Here is a 17,724-nt window from a genome sequence, read left to right on the forward strand (position 1 = left end):
TGTCAGCATTTAATAGAAACCCATTAGCATTATTTTGGTATCTATCGGGTGTGTGATGTTAAAAGGAATGTACTATGCGTTATTTAATCTGGTGGGTGATGGTTGTGCTACGTATCTGATTCGTATGATTGCATACGTTTTCATACGTATGATATTGCATGAAATTGTGTTGTGGTGTAGTTATGGCGTAGTATTACTAATTATGTACAGGTGTATGGTTGTTATGTTGTTTATGTTCACGAAAGGGCTCTGTCAATATTGTTGCTCATGTTTTTGTAATTGCACGACAGCACATACTTATTATATACCACTTTCTCTATTACGTATAGTAGCTTAAGTATAGCAGTAAACGAGGTTTTCTAATGAGAAGTGACAAGACCAAGAAAGGACTCGAACGTGCACCACATCGTTCACTTTTGAAGGCAACCGGCGTAACAGATTCCGAAATGAAAAAACCGTTCATAGCAGTTGTGAACTCCAGGAATGAACTCATTCCCGGTCATATTCATCTCGACAAGGTTGCAGAGGCAGTAAAGGCAGGTATCAGAAGTGCTGGTGGTGTGCCATTTGAATTCCATACTATCGGTATATGTGATGGTATAGCAATGGGCCATGAGGGCATGAAATATTCCCTTCCAAGCCGTGAAGCTATCGAAGACTCCATAGAGCTTGTCCTTCAGGGGCACCAGCTCGACGGTATGGTAATGATCACAGCATGTGATAAGATCACTCCAGGTCATCTTATGGCAGCAGGGAGGCTTGATATCCCTGCCATCGTTGTAACAGGAGGTCCGATGATGCCTGGGTATGTAGATGATGAGCCTCGTGATCTTATATCTGTATTCGAAGGTGTAGGCGAATGTCAATCTGAAGCAGTATCTGAAGAGAAACTGAAGATCCTTGAAGATTGTTCATGTAGTGGCGCTGGTTCATGTGCCGGAATGTATACTGCAAATACCATGGCATGTATGACCGAGGCACTCGGGCTAAGTCTTCCCGGTTGTGGTACAGCGCATGCAGCAGATGCTAAGAAGATAAGAATGGCAAAAGAATCTGGTGAACGCATAGTTTCCATGGTCAACGAAGGTCTCAATCCTCGCAGTATAGTCACCATGGGCTCATTCGAGAATGCAATAATGGTGGACATGGCCATTGGTGGAAGTACCAATACGACCCTTCACCTCCCGGCGATTGCTCATGCATTCGATATCGAACTCTCCCTTGATGTATTTGACAGGCTGAGCAGGACAACTCCTCATCTCATATCCCTGAAGCCTGGTGGGGAGAACTATATGATCGATTTCGAGAGAGCAGGTGGAGTTCAGGCTATAATGTCCAGACTTGGTTCAAAGATGAACCTTGATGAGGCTACTGTAAATGGTAGAACGATCGGTCAGAATCTTGATGATCTTATAATCATAAATCCAAAGCTCAATGCCAAGATCATGGGTACGCTTGAAGCTCCTATTCATGAAGAAGGAGGTATTGCTGTACTGAAGGGCAGTCTTGCTCCGGATGGGTCAGTTGTAAAGCAGGCAGCTGTCGATCCAAAGATGCTCCAGCACAGTGGACCTGCAAGGGTATTTGATAGTGAAGAGGATGCCATGGCAGCTATTCTGGCAAAGAAGATCGTTGCTGGTGATGTTGTCGTGATAAGATACGAGGGTCCAAAAGGCGGTCCTGGTATGCGTGAGATGTTGTCTCCTACTTCTGCAATTGCGGGAATGGGACTTATCGACAAGGTTGCTCTGGTAACTGATGGTCGTTTCTCTGGTGGAACTCGTGGTCCATGTATCGGTCACATCTCTCCTGAAGCTCAGGAAGGCGGTCCGATCGGTCTCGTTCAGGAAGGAGATATAATTGAGATAGATGTCCCTGCACGAAAACTTGACCTGAAGGTATCAGAAGAGGAACTTCAAAAGCGCAGGGGATCATTCGTACCTGTTGAGAAAAAAGTAACTGGTTACCTTGCCAGGTACAGAAGATTTGTAAGCTCTGCAAGCAAGGGTGCCATCATCGAATAATGTTGAACAGGATAGGTCTTTACTGCCCTGTTCTTCTATTTCTTTTTTTAAGATCGCTTATATGCAATAAGCGATGGTTATTTTAATTGTATTGACTGAGTATTATTCAATGGAAAGAGCTGGTATTTGTCCTATATGCGGTTCAGTATCAAAACTGAACACGTGTGCTATATGTGGAAGGCTTGTCTGCAATCGGTGCTATGACCATTCAAGAAGTGTTTGCATCCAGTGCTCTCCTGGGAATATACTTTCGGAAATGTCTACGGAAAGAACTGGATTGGTCTGATCTATTTGAGCCTGTGAAGTTGTTCCACTCCATTCTCCTGTTTGAGAACGAGAACTTCCTTTGAAACAAGTTCTTGTATCTTCCTGTCTATCTCATCCTGGCTGAACTGTCGTGATACCAGGCTTTTGATGATCTCCTTTTTCACCTTTGCACCACGTGGCATATACATCAGTATGTTAGTTTCAAGCTTGTCTGGCTTTTCTCCTGTTCCTTGTTCTCTTGCAGGTGCAGGTGGTGATGCAACTGGTTGTTGTGTGGTTTGAGTTTCGGGTCTGCTCTCTATTCCACTTCCCATTGAAGGTGGGATCTCTCCCATATTGGGTGGTTGTTGTGATCCTGGTGCAGCAAATGGTGGAACTCCTTCAGGTGGCTTCAGCTCTGGCAGTGTGAATGCTGGTGCTTCTTCTGTCTGCTCCGGTGGCTTTAGTTCTGGCATTGCAAATGCTGGTATTTCTGTCCCTTGTTCTGGTGGCTTTAGATCCGGCATTGTGAATGCTGGTACTTCTGTTGCCTGTTCCGGTGGCTTTAGTTCTGGCATTGCAAATGCTGGTATTTCTGTCCCTTGTTCTGGTGGCTTCAGCTCTGGCATTTCAAATGCTGGTATTTCTGTTGCCTGTTCCGGTGGCTTTAGTTCTGGCATTGCAAATGCTGGTATTTCTGTTGCCTGTTCTGGTGGTTTGAGCTCTGGCATTTCAAATTCTGGTACTTCAGTTGCCTGTTCCGGTGGTTTGAGCTCTGGCATTTCAAATGCTGGTACTTCTGCTTCTTGTTCCGGTGGCTTCAGCTCTGGCATTGCAAATGCTGGTATTTCTGTCCCTTGTTCTGGTGGCTTTAGATCCGGCATTGTGAATGCTGGTATTTCTGTCCCTTGTTCCTGTGGCTTCAGCTCTGGCATTTCAAATTCTGGTACTTCAGTTGCCTGTTCTGGTGGCTTCAGTTCTGGCATTTCAAATCCCGGTACTTCAGTTGCCTGTTCTGGTGGCTTCAGTTCTGGCATTTCAAATCCCGGTACTTCAGTTGCCTGTTCTGGTGGTTTGAGCTCTGGCATTTCAAATGCTGGTACTTCAGTTGCCTGTTCTGGTAGCTTCAGTTCTGGCATTTCAAATCCCGGTACTTCTGTTTCCTTTACTGGTGGCTTCAGTTCTGGCATTTCAAATTCTGGTACTTCAGTTGCCTGTTCTGGTGGTTTGAGCTCTGGCATTTCAAATGCTGGTACTTCAGTTGCCTGTTCTGGTAGCTTCAGTTCTGGCATTTCAAATCCCGGTACTTCTGTTTCCTTTACTGGTGGCTTCAGTTCTGGCATTTCAAATTCTGGTACTTCAGTTGCCTGTTCTGGTGGTTTGAGCTCTGGCATTTCAAATGCTGGTACTTCTGTCTCTTGTTCCGGTGGCTTCAGCTCTGGCATTTCAAATTCTGGTACTTCTGTTGCTTGTGTTATCTCTTCAGTTTCATTTGTTCCGGCCTTTTCTGCCACGAGCTCAGAAAGTTTCATCTCATGCGCTGTTTCTTCCTGTGTTGCTGGACCTGTTTCTTTTATTCCGCTCTCTATTTCTGCGGCTATAGTTGTTTTTTCCAGAGGTGCTATTGGTTCTATTGATACAGGTCCTATTGTATGTGTGTCCTCTGTCATGCCCGGGGTTGTGATCTCTGTAACTTCATCTAGTTCCCCTGTATCTGCATCAGTGAGGTCTTCTGTTTCTTCCATTTCGGGAAGTATTGTATCTATCAGGGGTGTCTCTTCTGGTGTATTTGCTAAAGTTTCGGGTATGCTCTGTCTACTCTGTAAGTTCCCGATCATGTCGTTTATGCCTGAGAAATTCTTCTCTATCAGCTCTAATCTGCCTGACATTGCAGTGACCTCCTCACGAAGGATACTGAATCTTTCTGTCCATGGTATTATCTCATCTTGTGGGGCATTGTCTAACATGTCCAGCTCCCTTTCAATGAGTTTTCTGATGAATAGGCTCTTGTTCTCGATAACTTCCAGTTTATCAAACAGTTCATCAGACATGCTGATAGTAAGTCTCTTCATAGTGATCTCTCTCTCTATTGTTCATTTGTGTAGAATCATACTAGTGTATGCATGTATCATACATATATAATTAATGGAATTATATTTTTGAACTTATGTTGTTTATGTAATATGTATGATTTGGATCTTTCAGCAAAGCTACCGCTATTGGCTGATCGGTCAGCAGCTACAAAATAATAAATAAAAAAGATGTGAACAAGCGTTCACATTGACTTTTTACACTCAGGACATGCTTTGCCCTTTGTTGTCTGTATGAATGAGTGTTTTGGTGTTATGCATTTGCATAGCGGGCATAGTGAATTGTTCTTGAATATCTTTTCTACTGACTGAAGATCGGTGTCGTAGATGTGTGTATCCCATCCGGTAGCTATCAGTGATTCGATCTCATAATGCAGGTCCTGTTCTCTGAATACCTTTTTGAACCCTTCTACTATGGCTGGTATATTAGCAGGGAATCCGCCAAACGCATCCCATGAGCGGTATAGTAGGTATATCCTTACCTGTGTCTCGTTCAGGAGCTCTACCTTATATGCTATCCAGCAGGGCTGATCCTCGAATTTAGGTATGTGTACCTCATTCTCCCATAGCACGCCAACATGTCTTCTGGATCCGGGACGCAGGTTACTTACATTTGCATGTAGTGTATTGTATGCTGTCTCTCCGTATCTGAAAAGCTGCTTTGCATAACAGTAGTCGAATTTCCTCTTATCGTCATCTGTGAGTGAAACATACCATTCGGCATACTCTTCTGTAAGCTCTTCTTTGTATTTCTTTATGAGATTCTCTCCGAAAGGTACAGCGGGGCTGACCTGTCTCTCATTGACGTCCTTGATGTATATGGTTGCATGCACCCTTTTTGTCTTTGTCTTATAGTCCGGTTCATGCTCCTCCCCTTTCTCATATATCTCATGGATCAATTGGGACCATGCAGAGGCAATGGTATTTGCTTTTATTAATACGGCTTCCATGTCGTTCATTCCCTTTTAATAACTAGTGAATAAGTAAGTATTCAGAAGGTCAGTTTCGTCCACTAAATTAAATGTGTACGCCCTGATATAATTATTTTTGTTCCTCATCATCTATCTGGATCTCATGTTTACTCACAAGGGCACTTGCGAGCATTATGGCTTTAGTGTAATGGCCTCCAACTCTGGATGTATCGACAAAAACATAGTCATCCATTAGTATGGGTGCTCCAAGTCCGTCTCCTCCTCCGAGGAATACAAGTGTTCTGAATATTAGGTTGCCTGATATCCCGTCTGGTGCGAGTATGAAATTAGCTTCCTTGATAGCATCTTCTATCAGTATGGTGTAGTGCTCTGCATCTATGCCCTGTTCTCTGACCCTGTTCGCTATGAAGTCTCCTTCTGCAAGTGTCTGGTCGACTCTGCTATTACGGCCCAGGTCGCCCATTCTTCCTCCTGAAAGGATGCCAACGACCGGTTCGATATCGAACCTGCGAATATACTCGACTCCGATCTTTATGAACTCTATCTTGTCTGCCAGTTCATTGCCTTCATCTATTCCTACAGGTGCAATAAAGAATGGTTTTCCTTCGTTCGTCTGAAGCAAAGCGATCCGATGCAGCTTCTCCTGGCATAGTATCTTCTTGAGGTGGGCAAGTGTCTGCGATGCACCAGCGGTTCCTCTGACGGCTGCATCGATGTACCTTGATTTTAGCAGGTCGCCGAGTGTTCTTTCAGGGTCATTGGTGCCTATTATCTCAAGGTCTGTTCCTATTTCTTCTATCTCTTTCTTATTGCCGACCAATAGCACATGTGCATATCCTGCTTCGTGTGCATCTCTGGCACTCTTAAGCATCTTCGGACTGGGATTGCGTACCCCTATGGCAACTCTGGCCTTGTTCTGTAATGCCCTTCTCTCGATAAGGCCAAGGAGATTCTCTGTACTTTTTGATATCATATCAAGATACCTACCATTAATAATATCGATCAAAACAAACAAAGTGATGCAAACATTAATTACTTTTCCTGAATATTGGGTAGTAACATGACAGTGCAGATGGAATGGGCAGAGAAATACCGGCCAAGGACCCTTGATGATATTGTAGGTCATAAGAAGGTGATAGATGACCTGCGGAAATGGAGCGAGCACTGGGAGCATGGTACTCCTGCGTCAAAGGCTGCCTTGCTCCATGGGGATGCAGGTATAGGTAAAACATCTTCTGCACATGCTCTTGCAAGCGATATGGGTTGGGAGGTCATAGAGCTTAATGCCAGTGACCAGAGAACAGCAGGTGTAATTGAAAAGATCGCCGGTTCTGCATCTACTATGCAGACACTGACCGGTGCATCTGCAAAAAGGTTGATCATACTTGATGAAGCTGATAATCTTCATGGTAATAGTGACCGTGGTGGATCACGTGCTATTATTGATGTGGTTAAAAAGACCAGCCAGCCGATAATTCTGATAGCTAACGACCTTTATGGTATCTCTCCTTCATTACGTTCATTATGTCTTGAATTGAAGTTCGGTTCTGTCCAGTCACGTTCGATGATCCCTGCGCTCAAGAGGATCGCGCATCAGGAGGGTATCATGTGTGGTGTCGGTGTCATTGAGAAGATCGCCGGATCTGCAGATGGGGATCTCAGAAGTGCTGTCAATGACCTTCAGGCGATCTCACTTGGTCGTACTGAGATCGATGTAGCTGACATTTCCATATCTGACAGGGATAATAAAGAATCAATATTCAAAGTAGTAGGCAGGATCTTCAAAGGAACTGATGTTTCATCTGCACTTGACGCGACCTATGCTCTTGATGAAACTCCTGAGGATCTCATTCACTGGGTGGGTGAGAATCTCCCTTATCAATATACTGGTAAAGGTGAGGAAGCACTTACTGATGATATTGTTCAGGGCTATTCGTATCTTTCACGTGCTGATCGTTTCCTTGGGCGTGTGCGCAGGCGCCAGAACTATCGTATGTGGCGCTATGCCGGTATGCTTATGACCGGTGGTACGGTGGTATCAAAGAGTCGTGTACGTGGTGGTTTTGTAAAATATCAGCCGCCTTCTCTCTGGAGAAAGATGGGTCAGATGAGGTCCAGGCGAAATATGCGTAATAATATCGCTGTGAAGGTAGGTTCTCATTGTAATGAGTCAATGCGTTATTCCCGCCTTGAGGTGGCAGGTTTGTATTCACGGCTCCTGCAGCAGGATGATTATGCTACCGATGTTGTGGCAACGCTGGGACTTGATATTGATGAGTTCCTTTATATGATGGGTGCTAAGAAAGTGACCAAGAAACTTCAGAAGGTCTATGATGAAGCTCAGGAAAAGCGCCAGCATATTATGCCTTCGGATGAGCCTGCATTCTTTGTTGAAAAAACTGTGACAAAGAAGGACCCTTCTCAAATGAGTCTTGATAAACTGCCTGCTTCTGATGCATCTGTGGCTCCGGTGTCTGATGCACCTGCCTTCCCGAAGAAAGAAGCCGACAAGAAACCGCCTCAGAAGACTCTGTTCGATTTCTAATGTTCTTGTAAGGGTGCCTGCTTTTCAGCAGCAACTTTTTAAGTATATATTTTATTATATACTTTTCATGATGCTTTTTAAATAATAGATTTTACATTATGTATTATATTGTATAATGTTTTTTATATGCTTTCTTGTATTATGCAGAGTTCGTAGGGTCATAGTAAAAGATGGCCAGCAGCCGGACTTTGATGGATTATTTCCTATCTCATTATATTGTTTGTTTTAACAGTTGTCCTATAATGTAGGATTTGTGCAACTTTATAGAAAAAAGTAGCTTGTTAATTTTATAGTTTTTTGTTATGATTGTGTAATACGGGTAATACACTTTCTTTTTAGAATATGTGAACTACAGTAAAGGGTACTACTCACATTGAAACTTAATTGTTGGTAAAAATGATGTTAAAAGTGGAGTGGAGTATGAGCGGGTTGGGGAGTGGGGGTTATTGTCAAAAAGAGGATAACCCGCTCATCTAAATGCTAGTATGAACTCTATGGTATATATACGTTGTGCTCATTATCATCATCATTATGAGGTGATTTTATGAAAACAATCCCTTGCATGCGGTATTGACTATTTTTAATTGTGATCGGACTTATGATATCATAGAAAACTGCTAAATACCTTGGCTCCCACTTTCTGTCTTAGTGATAATATGGTAATAGGCGTAACCATGGTCAATGTGCTTCCGGGCACAGAAAGAACAGCTTACAATGAGCTTACTAGTATAGAGGGGATCAAGGATATCTATCACGTATTTGGTGAATATGATTTTGTTGTAATCATCGAGGTAGATGATCTTGGAAATCTCAACAGCATCGTTGATCTCATTCGTGAGGCTGAATCAGTAACTGCTACACAGACTATTGTTGGTGCAGAACTGAAGTAATGTGTGTCGATCGCGAAAAAGATTTTTATATATTCTGAGTTATTATTTTTTGGCCACAGAGGTTGTGGCCAATAACGGACGAGGATGATACTCTTATGGATAATCCAATTGCAGAAGAACTTGCAAAGAACCAGAGGTCAATAAGTGTTGCAGAGTTCTTTGAGAAGAACAGGCAGATACTTGGTTTTGACTCTGCTCCCCGAAGTTTGATCACCACGGTCAAAGAGGCAGTGGATAACTCACTTGATGCATGTGAGGAGTCTGAGATACTACCCGATATATTCCTGCATATAGAACGGGCAGGAAAGGACAATGTAGTGATCATAGTAGAAGACAATGGTCCGGGAATTATAAAAGAGCAGATCCCTAAGGTATTTGCCAAGCTCTTGTATGGTTCAAGGTTCCATGCTCTTAAACAGAGTCGTGGGCAGCAGGGTATAGGTATATCGGCATCTGTGTTGTACTCACAGTTGACATCAGGTCATCATACCAAGATCATTTCCAAGATCGGTCATGGCAAACCTGCTCACTATTATGAGCTTATGATCAATACAAGTACCAATGACCCTGAGATCCTGAAAGATAAGATCGTGGATTGGGACAGGCCACATGGTACACGTATAGAGATGGAGATGGAGGCTTCATATGTAAAAGGAAGGAGGCAATCCATCTATGAGTATCTCAAAGCAACTGCAATTGTAAATCCACATGCAAGACTGACCCTTGTTGAGCCTGATGGGAACGAGATTACATTTGAAAGGGCAACGGATAAACTTCCGGTTCCTGCTAAAGAGATCCTTCCACATCCTCATGGTATCGAACTGGGTACTCTCATGAAGATGCTGAGGTATACAGAAAGGCAAAAATTGTCTCCCTTCTTACGTTATTCTTTTTCCAAGATCGGGCACCTTGCATCCGAGGAAATATGTAAAGCATCAGGTCTTGATCCTGATCTTGATCCTCATGAGCTGACAAGGGACCAGTCAAAGAAACTCCTTGATTCTTTCTCAAAGGTCAAGATAATGGCTCCTCCGACAGATTGTCTGTCTCCAATAGGTGAGGATCTTATCTACAAAGGACTTGAGAAAGAGTTCAGTGTTGATTTCATAGCGACAACCACACGGAGTGCATCAGTATTCTCAGGCAATCCTTTCATTGTTGAGGTTGGCATTGCATATGGTGGCGAACTGCAAAAGGATGATCGTGTGGACATAATGCGTTTTGCGAACAGGGTTCCTCTGCTTTATCAGCAGGGTGGATGTGTCATAACGCATGCTATCGAATCTATCAAATGGAAACAATACGGTCTGAACCAGCCTGGAGGTGGGTTGCCTTCAGGACCTGTAGTTATCCTTGTGCATGTAGCTTCCACTAATGTACCTTTTACTTCTGAGTCCAAGGATGCTGTGGCTGAGATCCCTGAGATAAAGGATGAGATCGAACTTGCCATTAAAGAAGTTTCCAGAAAAATGAATCGATACCTCAATAAGCGTGATAATCTCAAGAAAAGACGTGAAAAAGAGGTTATAATTACCAAGGTGCTTCCAAAACTGGCCGCAAAGCTTGCTGAGACCCTTGAACGTGATGTTCCTGACATAGAGCCCGTTGTTGCAAAGGTAATGGGTAATCTGCTTGTTCATCGTGTTGTGGAACCTAATGGGAACGGTGGTGTTAATATCTCTATCCGGGTCAACAATTTCTCCAGCAAGAAGCAGGACTTCAAAGTGCATGACATGGTGCCTTTTGAGGCAGAGAATGCAGTGCCTGAGCCTAAGATAATAAGCATGGGTAATGATTTTGATTATATATGGGACCTGAGTGTTGCACCTGGTGCTTCCAAGGTCGTGAAATATTCCGTAGCAACTCTTGATGAGGCCGGTATCTCAAGACTACCTTCTCTTATTGTTGAGGGTCTTGACGAGGAGGTTGTTACTGGTGCAAAAGCTATAAAGGGGTGATCGAATGACAGATGACAGATCAGATCAGAAAAAGGAACATGATGAGATTACAAATAATCGTTTGATGGGCCTTGCCGGAGAACTGTACGATCAGTTCGTTGATGAGATAGTTCCTAATGTCACCCTTCCAAGCCGTACAAAGGCTAATATCGAGTACAGTGAGGATAGTGATGTATGGGTATATGGTGACAGGGAGACTGAGAGGAGTGCAAAGACAGTAAAAGGTGCTTTCCAGTTGTTGAAGACATCCCATGTCATTGATTTCCTGATAAAGAACCATTTGGGGCAGAACAGAGGATCCACTTTAAGAGAGCTGTATTATATCTCTGAGAATTGGGATATAGCAAAATTTAAGGAACAACCTGAAAGTGATCGCTTGATCGAGGACCTTGAGATCATATCCGGTCTTCAGAGGGAATACTTCCACATGCGTCCTGAGGAGGATGGTGCTACTATGTTCGGTCCTATACGTCTGCGTGAAGAAACAAAGCGTGGGGATCGTATAATTCACTGTCAGGAGGATATCGGTGAAAGTGGTTACCAGATCCCGTTCAATGTTGAGAACATTGAGTTCCTGGATACGGATGCAAAATTCATTATTGCTATCGAGACTGGTGGTATGTATGCCAGGCTTATTGAGAATGGGTTTGATGAACGTAATGACGCGATCCTGGTTCACCTCAAGGGTCAGCCTGCACGTTCCACTCGTCGTATAATCAAAAGGATGAATGAGGAGATGAACCTGCCTGTAGTTGTCTTTACTGACGGTGACCCGTGGTCCTATCGTATCTTTGCTTCAGTTGCATATGGTGCTATAAAAAGTGCCCACCTTTCCGAACATATGGCAACTCCTGGGGCACAGTTCATCGGTGTGCAGCCATCGGACATCGTGGAGTATGAGCTTTCAACTGATAAGTTGACCGACAAGGACGTGGCTGCTCTGAGGAGTGAGCTCACAGATCCTCGGTTCGGGAATGATTACTGGAAAGAGCAAATTAGTCTCCAGCTTGATATCAACAAAAAAGCTGAACAGCAGGCCTTTGCAGGAAAAGGTCTTGATTTCGTGACAGATAGGTACCTTCCGGAACGTCTGACCGAACTCGGGATACTTTGATCCGAAACATTTTCGGATCGCTTCTTTTCTTTTTTTATTTATTGTCCTTGTTACGGGGTCTAAAATTCCTGCATATGGCTTTGGGTGCAACCATCATACCTTTAGTATCCTTGTAATGGCACCTATCATCGGTGCAGAATTTGCATGAGCTGCATGAATATAGCTTATTGCTTAGATTCTCCTGGATTATCTTTTCTTTGACCAGGTCCTCTCCAAAACCTTTGTAGTACTTGATATCTTTCTGACTGCATTTCATTGCATGTGCAAGAAGTGTTGTAACTGCAGGTGGTTCCCATCTGTCGTATATCTGGTTCACTGCAAGATCTTTGGAAGGCACATTTGCAGGTTTTGAAGTTCTTTTGTCTGCTTTCCCTTCAACTATAAGGGTCAGGTCTTCAACATGCTTTTTTATTTTCTCATTATCTGGCTGTTGTTTCAGGGCCCTGTTCATAAAGGTCAGAGCTGCTTCATTCATCCCTATCTCTTTAAGGGCAAGGCTCTTGTTGTAGAGTGCAGGCAGTGACCTTGTCATATTGTACTGTTTTAGTATTCTGTCGTAATAGTCGATCGCATCCCTTGGTTTGCCTTCCTTGTGAAGTACCATGCCTTTGTTGTTCAGAGCTGCAGGGTCATTCGGGTCAAGTTCGAGTGCCATGTCAAAATAATGTAATTTCTTTTTCGGGTCTTTTTCGCTGATCCCTTTCTCGACCCAGTTTCTCACGATATCTGAATTCTTCGTTCTCATTTGCTGGTCTATTCATAGAATAGGTATATTATCTTTCTTGCTGGTTCTGATGTTTGGAACTAGATTTAAAAAAGTTTATATAAGAATTGTTCGAACCAGAGTGCATGTTTCTGAATAACACGATTCCTCTCTATATTGAGCAATTAGTGGGCTCTCAGTCGGGGGCTCTTGGGTCGGATGTTGTAGCTGCTGCAGTGGTGCTGGTTGCTGCTGTAGTGCTTGCTTTCATTGCAGACCTTATATTTGAGAAGATATTCTTGCATTATGCTGCAAAGACCAAATATGATTGTGATGATCTCATTGTAGATGCACTTAAAAAGCCAATATTCTATACTGTATCGTTCTTAGGTGCATTCATTGCCGCTGAGATCGTGTTCCCTGGGAATGCAGCCATTGAGATAATTATGGGTCTGCTCCTCAGTGTTCTTGGTATTATCTGGATACTGGCACTTCTAAAGATAGACAAGATCCTGTTCAAGCATATACTCTCACATGTTGTCAGAAAGACCGATACAAGAATGGATGATGAACTGCTTCCATTGTTCAAGAATGTAGTAGATGTCCTTATCGTCTTCTTTGGTATCCTTGCAATTCTCAAGGGTGTGTGGGATGCAGATATTTTACCTCTCTTTGCATCTGCCGGAATTGTAGGTCTGGCTGTTGCATTCGCAGCACAGGATACGATATCACAGTTCTTCGGCGGTATCTCTATTTATTTCGATCAGCCTTTCAAACCTGGTGACAGGATAGAGATCGATGATGGCGAGATCGGTATCGTTCAGGAAGTAGGTATTCGCAGTACTCGTATCAAGAACCTCTATAACAACATGATCGTTATCCCAAACAGTATAATTGCCAATAGTAAGGTGACCAATTATACTTCGCCCGAAGAGTCAATGATGGTAAAGGTGACAATAGGTGTTGCCTATGGTTCTGATGTTGAGAAGGTCCGTGGTATTCTGACGGATATTGCGAAGAGCACAAACTTTGTTCTGGATGATCCGGCTCCCTATGTAAGGTTCGATAATCATGGGGATTTCAGTCTTGATTTTGCCATGATCATGTGGGTGACCCATCCGGGTGAGAAGTTCACTGTGATAAATGAAGTAAATACAAAGATCAATTCTATATTCGAAAAGGAAGGTATAGAGATCCCATTCCCTGTCCGGACAATTATCAGGCAGGATCCCTAATGTAAGCAGGAATATTTCCTGCTTTCAACTATTTTTGTATTATCTTTATTTATCTGTAGATCCTCTGATCCATTCAAGGTATTGTTTTTCTCCTTCTATCTTCCATGAGATTATGGCCGGAAGCTCGTAACTATGCATTTCTTTTATACATTGTGTGACAGGTTCTACATTGCTGCTTTTTGTTTTTATTGAAAGCGCTATTTCTATCTCTTCTTCGATATTTCCTTCCCATGCGTATATTGAATCGATCGGGTGCATGTTGACACAGGCTGCTAGCTTTTGTTCTACGAGTCTGAAAGCAATTCTTTTTGCTTCATCTTTGTTTCCTGTTGTTGTGTGTACTATGGAGAACATCATTATCACATCAAAGTTCTAAAAATAATTATATATTTTAAACCTCTTATTTTTATTCATGACTCGTGATGATCCTGCGGACCCTGTCATTTTCAAAGAGGTCCAGAGATTTACTCAATTCTGGGTATGGCTGGCAGTTCTTCTGCCAGCTGCAATGGCATGGTATGGTGCCATAGAACAGTTGGTATATGGGCGTCCCTATGGCACAAACCCTGTGTCTGATCAGGGTATGGTATCTATACTTGTTGCGTTTGGTTTTCTGCTTCCATTGTTCATACTTTCCATTCGCCTGGTAATAGTTGTCAGAAATAGTGGTATTTACGTGAAGTTCTTCCCTGTGCATCTTTCTTTCAAGCATTATCCATTTGAAAGTATAAGTGCCTATGATGCCGTGACCTACAGGCCTCTTCGTGATTATGGGGGATGGGGCATAAGGTATGGTTCTCAGGGCAAGGCTTACAACATAAAAGGTAACAGGGGTCTGATGCTCAAGTTAACCAATGGTAAGCATCTTCTTTTGGGCTCACAGGAGTCTGATGTTCTAAAGATGTCAGTAGATCAGGGTCGCAGCAGGACGTCCAATTAAGTTTCATCCTGTGAAGTTTCTTTTTTCTTTAAATTCTTTCCTTTTATATCTTCATATTTTTTATGATATTTTCATACACTATGCTATTTGCTGATTATGTCATACTAGTATGCTCATATGTTTAGGATATTTCATAATTTTAGTAATCATTTTGTGTATTTGTATTAATCATTATATTGATGCTGATTTCTTAGTTTGTTTGTTGTTTATAGTTTCAAATTTGAAACTCTTAACTTTATTTTCTATGATATTGGGAAGAATGGACACTTTATTTATGCTATATTGCCAATTTCTGACTATGGACAATGAGCTTACAGAACTTGGGGATAATGAACTTGAACATTTCATACCATCTATCACAACAAATGATCTTATGGATATCTTTCAAGCCTATGATATTAGCTTTATCCGGTATTTTGGTTCTGATCTCTTCTATGTGGAAATGGTGGATGGTGAGCCACTTGTACCTCTGAATCCTAAAGGATCGTATCCTCAGGGTATAGAAAGACTGTTCGACCTGATGGCACGGGAACGGTTAAGCATGTTATCATACAAGGATGAAAAGTTCCTTTGTTCATACTTCCCTGTAGACAGCAATGACCTGTAAGTGTATTATAAAGTATCAATGATGAGCATCAGTGTGCGATCACCAGCATGTGAATTGAGTAATCGCTATACTGTGCCATATTATCTATTTTCATGAAATAGTTTTTTATATCTTTGGATTCTATTAAAATGCAGTGTGGTATGAATCTATTATATGATCTAAGGGACTGGTTCTATGAGTGTGACCGCCTTCTATTTCTGGCAGAGGTGCACTATCATAGGGAGAATGTTCTTCCTTCGGGGCATAAATTCTCTCATGAACTTACAAGTTCCTGTTTGGAAAGGATGTTCAAAGACATCAAAAAAATGGCAAATGAAAGCAATTGCTGTGTTAATTTCGACACCTGTGCATGTCACGATGAAGTATCGTTCCTTAAGGAAGTACTTGATAACATATCAACTGGTGAATGGGGCAATATGGATGTTCAAAGCATTCTGAAAGCACAGTCGATCGTTCAAGAACTTGCCAATGCAGTTAATGCAGATATTCTGGAAAATAGTGAGCTACGGGGTTATCCAAGGATCTATAATGCATGTAGGATCCGGTAACTTTTAATTCTGTTCTCTTATCAATGTGGATGAGGTACCATCATCCATGTATGTTTCCAGTGGAACTATCTCGCAGATATCCGGTATATCGATATTTTCGGATACCTCTGAACCTTTTCGCTGGAATACCATGAAGCGAATGCCATATTCTCGGAAATGTTCAATAAGCTCATCAGTATTCTCGTCTTTCCTGTAGTATTTTATATTGAACAATCTGTTGAGTGTATCCATACCTATGATGAAAACAGAACCCGGAAACAATATAGCCTTGTCAGCGAACAATGGTGCATTTGTAAGGTATATGTTTCCCATATATCTACCATCATAATTTTCCATGATCGAGCTGACCCTGCTGTCAAGGGATATATGGTCTATAGGTGGTTTGTCAACATTGGCCAGTGATATCTCAAGGTCTACCGGTCCATTGATCCTCTCAGAGGCTATTCTGATCATTTCAAAATGATTCTTATGGAATGGGTTAAATGAGCCTGATAGCACCACACGTGTTCTATTATTGCTTATTCCCATATCGACCTTTAAAGGCTCTATCCGTTGCCCGGAATTGATGTTCTTGAGCGTCCTTAACAACAGTTCTGCCACAGCTTCATGTGCCTTTATCTCACTTTCAACAGAATTCTCCATGGTCATGTTGCTCAAAGCTCGCTGACCATCTATCCTTCCATAGTGGCATATCATGTATATCTTTTCAATAATATGCTCTGCTACGGCTTTTTCCTGTTCTTCCCTGCTCGTGATATCCTTTAGCAGAACGCTTGAAACACCTGTCCTGTCGTATGACTGGTAGGCAAAATGTATCTCATGTTCCCTGCCTTCACGTTCATTCGTTGTCCTGGCAAGCTTGCAGGTAACACCAATACCAATAAGTTCTCTATCTTTCTGATCCTCTGCATTTGGATCAAGGTAAAGTGCACGCATGTAGGCTGCCATTGCCATCTCCTTTGCCGTGTCCATGGAAGCGTATCTTTGTGGTTCTTTTCCTATCAGGTCAATGAGGGCTTCTCTGCTGTATGGGATGATAGCCTCCAGTATAGTATCTGATCCTCTGCCATGTCTCAGTAGCTCTCCAATAGCTTCGGTCCCTCCGCCGGTTATGGTAAGTACTATTCTGTATGGTGAATCATGTATGGCGAATATCATGTCCTGAATTTCTTTATTCGTTCTGCTATTCATTTTCTCTGTCAACCCGACCACTTTATGCAACAAGCTCGTTTACTTTGTTTTGTGTAGATATAGTCTGTGTTCTCATTGTTCTTATGTGTTATATTTGATACTTTTCTTTATAATAACAAAAGTGTGGGGTTATCTGCGATATGCTTTTATAGAGTAAATAACTAAACAATATTATCATTCATTTATTATATTTATCTGATGTGGGCTGATAAATGCGAAGGTCATCGTTTCCCTTTGCAATTACCATTGGTTCAGACAAACATATGTGGAAAGGGAAATTTAATAATTTGAGGGAAAAAATGTGTCATATACTCGTAATTGAAGATAATCCTGTAAATATGGAACTTACTGTAGACCTTCTGGAATCCTATGGGTATCAGGTAACTCCGGCAGAGGATGGTTTCATTGCTCTTGAAAAGATAAAGGATAACAAGTTCGATCTTATTCTGCTGGACATACAGTTACCTAAGATGGACGGACTTGAGGTACTTTCACGTTTGAAAGAGGATGAAAATACAAAAGAGGTTCCTGTTATTGCTTTAACTGCTCATTCAATGCGCGGTGACGATGAACGTTTCATAGCAGCAGGATGCATAGATTATATATCCAAACCAATTGACATTCACAGTTTTAAAGAAAAGATAAACTACCATCTTGAAGCGTCAAAGCAGTAAGCAGTAAGTAGCTAAAACACACAGTGG

At 42.2% G+C, this 17,724-nt stretch carries 17 protein-coding genes; 11 read left to right on the forward strand and 6 right to left on the reverse strand.

Annotated features, from left to right (window positions below):
• Positions 1 to 362: 362 nt before the first annotated feature.
• Together ilvD and BM008_RS14675 are read left to right on the forward strand one after the other, a co-directional pair.
• Positions 363 to 2,024, forward strand: a complete 1,662-nt coding sequence (gene ilvD / locus BM008_RS01520) for a dihydroxy-acid dehydratase (protein ID WP_091932185.1) — start codon at positions 363 to 365, stop codon at positions 2,022 to 2,024.
• Positions 2,025 to 2,133: 109 nt separating this feature from the next.
• Positions 2,134 to 2,310: a hypothetical protein gene (locus BM008_RS14675; RefSeq protein WP_245747806.1), complete on the forward strand. Its 177-nt coding sequence runs from the start codon at positions 2,134 to 2,136 to the stop codon at positions 2,308 to 2,310.
• A gap of 1 nt (position 2,311) precedes the next feature.
• On the opposite strand, the gene BM008_RS01525 is transcribed toward BM008_RS14675, so the two are convergent.
• From BM008_RS01525 to mtxX, 3 genes are all read right to left on the reverse strand, one after another.
• Positions 2,312 to 4,342, reverse strand: coding sequence for a hypothetical protein (locus BM008_RS01525; protein WP_091932187.1), 2,031 nt, complete (start codon positions 4,340 to 4,342; stop codon positions 2,312 to 2,314).
• Between the two features lie 203 nt (positions 4,343 to 4,545).
• On the reverse strand, positions 4,546 to 5,319 hold the full coding sequence (locus BM008_RS01530) for a thymidylate synthase (RefSeq protein WP_091932190.1): 774 nt from the start codon (positions 5,317 to 5,319) through the stop codon (positions 4,546 to 4,548).
• Between the two features lie 82 nt (positions 5,320 to 5,401).
• Positions 5,402 to 6,265, reverse strand: coding sequence for a methanogenesis marker protein Mmp4/MtxX (gene mtxX, locus BM008_RS01535; RefSeq protein WP_091934070.1), 864 nt, complete (start codon positions 6,263 to 6,265; stop codon positions 5,402 to 5,404).
• A gap of 87 nt (positions 6,266 to 6,352) precedes the next feature.
• On the opposite strand from mtxX, the gene BM008_RS01540 reads away from it, so the two are divergent.
• The 4 genes from BM008_RS01540 to BM008_RS01555 all read left to right on the forward strand — a co-directional run bounded on the left by BM008_RS01540 (position 6,353) and on the right by BM008_RS01555 (position 11,799).
• Positions 6,353 to 7,837: a replication factor C large subunit gene (locus tag BM008_RS01540; RefSeq protein WP_091932191.1), complete on the forward strand. Its 1,485-nt coding sequence runs from the start codon at positions 6,353 to 6,355 to the stop codon at positions 7,835 to 7,837.
• A gap of 656 nt (positions 7,838 to 8,493) precedes the next feature.
• Positions 8,494 to 8,727, forward strand: coding sequence for an Lrp/AsnC ligand binding domain-containing protein (locus BM008_RS01545; protein ID WP_091932194.1), 234 nt, complete (start codon positions 8,494 to 8,496; stop codon positions 8,725 to 8,727).
• 95 nt (positions 8,728 to 8,822) lie between these two features.
• The gene (locus tag BM008_RS01550) at positions 8,823 to 10,685 is read left to right on the forward strand and encodes a DNA topoisomerase VI subunit B (protein ID WP_091932197.1); all 1,863 of its coding nucleotides are present in this window, start codon (positions 8,823 to 8,825) and stop codon (positions 10,683 to 10,685) included.
• A 4-nt stretch (positions 10,686 to 10,689) separates the two neighbouring features.
• On the forward strand, positions 10,690 to 11,799 hold the full coding sequence (locus BM008_RS01555; protein WP_091932199.1) for a DNA topoisomerase IV subunit A: 1,110 nt from the start codon (positions 10,690 to 10,692) through the stop codon (positions 11,797 to 11,799).
• Between the two features lie 34 nt (positions 11,800 to 11,833).
• Here the strand turns inward: BM008_RS01555 and BM008_RS01560 are convergent, their stop codons facing one another.
• Entirely contained in the window at positions 11,834 to 12,544 is a 711-nt protein-coding gene (locus BM008_RS01560; RefSeq protein ID WP_091932202.1) for a tetratricopeptide repeat protein, read from the reverse strand.
• A 104-nt stretch (positions 12,545 to 12,648) separates the two neighbouring features.
• On the opposite strand from BM008_RS01560, the gene BM008_RS01565 reads away from it, so the two are divergent.
• Entirely contained in the window at positions 12,649 to 13,737 is a 1,089-nt protein-coding gene (locus BM008_RS01565) for a mechanosensitive ion channel family protein (RefSeq protein ID WP_091932204.1), read from the forward strand.
• 45 nt (positions 13,738 to 13,782) lie between these two features.
• Here the strand turns inward: BM008_RS01565 and cutA are convergent, their stop codons facing one another.
• Positions 13,783 to 14,094, reverse strand: a complete 312-nt coding sequence (gene cutA / locus BM008_RS01570) for a divalent-cation tolerance protein CutA (RefSeq protein ID WP_091932207.1) — start codon at positions 14,092 to 14,094, stop codon at positions 13,783 to 13,785.
• Positions 14,095 to 14,149: 55 nt separating this feature from the next.
• Between cutA and BM008_RS01575 the strand changes: the two genes are divergently transcribed.
• From BM008_RS01575 to BM008_RS01585, 3 genes are all read left to right on the forward strand, one after another.
• On the forward strand, positions 14,150 to 14,677 hold the full coding sequence (locus BM008_RS01575; RefSeq protein ID WP_091932209.1) for a DUF6141 family protein: 528 nt from the start codon (positions 14,150 to 14,152) through the stop codon (positions 14,675 to 14,677).
• A gap of 298 nt (positions 14,678 to 14,975) precedes the next feature.
• Positions 14,976 to 15,284, forward strand: coding sequence for a hypothetical protein (locus BM008_RS01580; RefSeq protein WP_091932212.1), 309 nt, complete (start codon positions 14,976 to 14,978; stop codon positions 15,282 to 15,284).
• Between the two features lie 140 nt (positions 15,285 to 15,424).
• Positions 15,425 to 15,832: a hypothetical protein gene (locus tag BM008_RS01585; RefSeq protein ID WP_091932214.1), complete on the forward strand. Its 408-nt coding sequence runs from the start codon at positions 15,425 to 15,427 to the stop codon at positions 15,830 to 15,832.
• A 3-nt stretch (positions 15,833 to 15,835) separates the two neighbouring features.
• On the opposite strand, the gene BM008_RS01590 is transcribed toward BM008_RS01585, so the two are convergent.
• Entirely contained in the window at positions 15,836 to 17,035 is a 1,200-nt protein-coding gene (locus BM008_RS01590) for a nucleotidyl transferase family protein (RefSeq protein WP_091932216.1), read from the reverse strand.
• Between the two features lie 287 nt (positions 17,036 to 17,322).
• Between BM008_RS01590 and BM008_RS01595 the strand changes: the two genes are divergently transcribed.
• Positions 17,323 to 17,697 (forward strand): response regulator, encoded by a 375-nt coding sequence (locus BM008_RS01595; RefSeq protein WP_091932219.1) that lies wholly within the window; start codon positions 17,323 to 17,325, stop codon positions 17,695 to 17,697.
• Positions 17,698 to 17,724 lie beyond the last annotated feature (27 nt).

Origin of the sequence: Methanolobus profundi (assembly GCF_900114835.1) — an archaeon.
In the GTDB taxonomy this organism is placed as follows: Archaea; Halobacteriota; Methanosarcinia; order Methanosarcinales; family Methanosarcinaceae; genus Methanolobus; species Methanolobus profundi.

Bases quoted from the DNA above. Each gene is read 5' to 3' on its own strand.
- ilvD (WP_091932185.1), top strand. From the start codon at position 363: ATGAGAAGTGACAAGACCAAGAAAGGACTCGAACGTGCACCACATCGT.
- BM008_RS14675 (WP_245747806.1), top strand. From the start codon at position 2,134: ATGGAAAGAGCTGGTATTTGTCCTATATGCGGTTCAGTATCAAAACTG.
- BM008_RS01525 (WP_091932187.1), bottom strand. From the start codon at position 4,342: ATGAAGAGACTTACTATCAGCATGTCTGATGAACTGTTTGATAAACTG.
- BM008_RS01530 (WP_091932190.1), bottom strand. From the start codon at position 5,319: ATGAACGACATGGAAGCCGTATTAATAAAAGCAAATACCATTGCCTCT.
- mtxX (WP_091934070.1), bottom strand. From the start codon at position 6,265: ATGATATCAAAAAGTACAGAGAATCTCCTTGGCCTTATCGAGAGAAGG.
- BM008_RS01540 (WP_091932191.1), top strand. From the start codon at position 6,353: ATGACAGTGCAGATGGAATGGGCAGAGAAATACCGGCCAAGGACCCTT.
- BM008_RS01545 (WP_091932194.1), top strand. From the start codon at position 8,494: ATGGTAATAGGCGTAACCATGGTCAATGTGCTTCCGGGCACAGAAAGA.
- BM008_RS01550 (WP_091932197.1), top strand. From the start codon at position 8,823: ATGGATAATCCAATTGCAGAAGAACTTGCAAAGAACCAGAGGTCAATA.
- BM008_RS01555 (WP_091932199.1), top strand. From the start codon at position 10,690: ATGACAGATGACAGATCAGATCAGAAAAAGGAACATGATGAGATTACA.
- BM008_RS01560 (WP_091932202.1), bottom strand. From the start codon at position 12,544: ATGAGAACGAAGAATTCAGATATCGTGAGAAACTGGGTCGAGAAAGGG.
- BM008_RS01565 (WP_091932204.1), top strand. From the start codon at position 12,649: ATGTTTCTGAATAACACGATTCCTCTCTATATTGAGCAATTAGTGGGC.
- cutA (WP_091932207.1), bottom strand. From the start codon at position 14,094: ATGATGTTCTCCATAGTACACACAACAACAGGAAACAAAGATGAAGCA.
- BM008_RS01575 (WP_091932209.1), top strand. From the start codon at position 14,150: ATGACTCGTGATGATCCTGCGGACCCTGTCATTTTCAAAGAGGTCCAG.
- BM008_RS01580 (WP_091932212.1), top strand. From the start codon at position 14,976: ATGGACAATGAGCTTACAGAACTTGGGGATAATGAACTTGAACATTTC.
- BM008_RS01585 (WP_091932214.1), top strand. From the start codon at position 15,425: ATGAATCTATTATATGATCTAAGGGACTGGTTCTATGAGTGTGACCGC.
- BM008_RS01595 (WP_091932219.1), top strand. From the start codon at position 17,323: ATGTGTCATATACTCGTAATTGAAGATAATCCTGTAAATATGGAACTT.